Annotated in this window: 2 protein-coding genes; both read left to right on the top strand. The window is 68.9% G+C overall.

Translation table 11 applies throughout. The features are described from left to right. The first annotated feature begins 363 nt into the window (after nt 1-363). On the top strand, nt 364-477 hold the full coding sequence (locus tag AC5LUJ_RS03560) for a putative leader peptide (protein ID WP_445548567.1): 114 nt from the start codon (nt 364-366) through the stop codon (nt 475-477). Between the two features lie 315 nt (nt 478-792). After that, a complete protein-coding gene (locus tag AC5LUJ_RS03555; RefSeq protein WP_250285655.1) occupies nt 793-2424 on the top strand; it encodes an ABC transporter substrate-binding protein in 1632 nt (543 codons plus the stop codon). The last annotated feature ends 3 nt before the right edge of the window (nt 2425-2427 follow it).

Below are 2427 nucleotides of genomic sequence, written 5' to 3'. Positions count from 1 at the left end.
GACGGGATCCTCGTCGGCAGGGCCGGCCCTCCTCGGCAGACGGTCTCGCCGCTGTCGCTGTCGCCGTCGCGGGGCCGGACCGGGTGCGGGCCCGGCGGATTCCGGGGCAGAGGACTGAAGGAGCTGGTGGGCTGGACGATGCGGTGAGTGACTGGGCGCGACCGGCCTGGTCGGGCTGATTTTCTACCTTGTCGGTCGATATTGACGGGTGATCTGTGGGCGGGTAGCTTCTGGCACCGGACGTCGGTGTCGGGCTCCGTTTCACCGGCCGGTAGCCACGTCCGCGGTCGGGCGCTCCAGAGATGAGCCTGGCGCGACAGAGCGGTCGTGTGGGCGCGTGCGTGGTCGTAGGAGGAAACCAGCGTGCAGCGGTCGCATGGCCATGCCTGCGCTGTTTCGCCGTGCTGTGTCGCCCCGGCGACGTTCTCGCGTCGGCATATCGATCTACAGCGGGTGACGAGCTGTCTGTGTCCGTAGCCGCCAGCGTCTGAGCTGATACCGGCTCCGCTCGCCGTCAGCCGTGAGTGGATCTGTCTGGCGTTTCCATGGCATCGCCGTGTCACCGGTCGTGGCTCACGGTGCGTCCTCATCGCCATGTTTCGGCTCGTCTTTCTGCCTGTGGTGGTCCTGACGCCACACCATGCGGGTCGGCATTACGTGTCCATCGCATAACGCGTTGTTCTTTTCATTGCCTGTTCTGTGCTTTTGTCACGGTCCGTCCGGGATTTCAGGTGCGCGGGTATACGGCCCCGCCGGCTGCTTCCCTCGGCTGCCTCGCAGGAAAGGACTGTTGTGAACAGATCAGCCCGGTCCGGGCCCGCTCCTCGGTGGGCGGTGGCTGTTGCCGCGCTCGCCGCGGCCGCGACGCTGGTGAGCGCCTGTGGCTCCGATGACGACGAGCCCACCAGCGGTGCGCGTGCCGGCACACCCCGCCCGGGGGGCACGCTGACCTTTGCGGTGGGCTCGGACGCGGGATGTGTGGACCCGCAGCAGGTGGGCAGCAACGACACGATCTACTCGCTGCGGCAGATCGTCGACTCGTTGACCGACCAGAACCCCCGGACGGGCGAGATCGTGCCGTGGCTGGCGGAGCGCTGGGAGATCAGCCCGGACGCGAGGACGTTCACCTTCCACCTGCGGCCCGGTGCGACGTTCAGCGACGGGACGCCGGTGAACGCGCGGTCGGTCAAGGACAACTTCGACGCGATACCGAAGCTGGGCGCGCTGGCTGTCCTGGGGACGGGCTACCTCAGCGGTTACGAGGGCACCACGGTGGTCGACGACCTCACCGCCGCGGTCGCGTTCAGGCAGCCGAACGCCCAGTTCCTGCAGGCCACGTCGACGTTCTCGCTGGGGCTGGTGTCGGGGGCGAGCATCGCCAGAACCCCGCAGCAGCGGTGCGGTGAGGGTGTGACCGGGTCGGGCCCGTTCGTGCTGTCGAAGTACGCGCCGGCCCAGTCGATCACGCTGGCGAAGCGCACCGGCTACAACTGGGGCTCGTCCCTGTGGACGAAGAAGGGCGAGGCGTACCTGGACACGCTCGCGTTCAAGGTGGTCCCGGAGGCGGGCGTGCGCAGCGCCAGCCTGACCTCCGGACAGGTCGACGCGATCGGCAGCGTGGGCCGCGCCGACGAGACGGCGCTCAAGGGCGGCGGGGCCAGCCTGCAGGCACGGGCCAACCCGGGGGTGGTGTTCAACCTGAGCCTGAACAACTCCCGGCCGATCCTGCAGGACCAGAAGGTGCGGCAGGCCATCCTGTTCGCCATCGACCGCAAGCAGGTCGCCGACACGGTGTTCCCGACCGGCACCCACCCGGCGACGAGCATCCTGGCGCACACGGCCCCCGGCTACCAGGATCTCGGCTCGGACCTGGCCTTCGACGCCGCCCGGGCCAGGTCGCTGCTGGACGCGGCCGGCTGGGTGCCCGGCGCCGACGGGATCCGGCAGAAGGACGGCGTCCCGCTGCGCCTGGCGGTGAGCTGGTTCGCCAACGCGGCCACCAACAAGCCGACCCTGGAACTGGTCCAGCAGCAGCTGAAGACGGTCGGTGTCGATCTCGTGCTGAAGGAGCTACAGATCGCGCAGGCGGCCCAAATCCAGCGCTCGGGCGACTTCGACGTGCTGTGGGGCAACCTGACCCGCGCCGACCCCGACATCCTGCGCACCCTGTACTCCACGCAGCTGGCGAACGCGTACCGGCTGCCGCCGACCCAGCTCGACAGCGTCCTCACCGACCAGGCGGCCGAACCGGATCCGGTCAGGCGGCAGAACCTGGTGGCCCAGGCCCAGCAGCTGATCGTGCGGAACGCCTACGTCGTCCCGGTCGTGGAGCTGCAGACCGAGCTGGGTGTGTCGAAGAACGTCCACAACCTGGACTTCGAGGCGTCCAGCCGGATCCAGCTGCACGACACCTGGAAGAGCTGACAC

The sequence above is a fragment of the Protofrankia sp. CiP1_Cm_nod3 genome (assembly GCF_982290655.1).
This window is presented reverse-complemented; position numbering and strand designations above follow the sequence as displayed.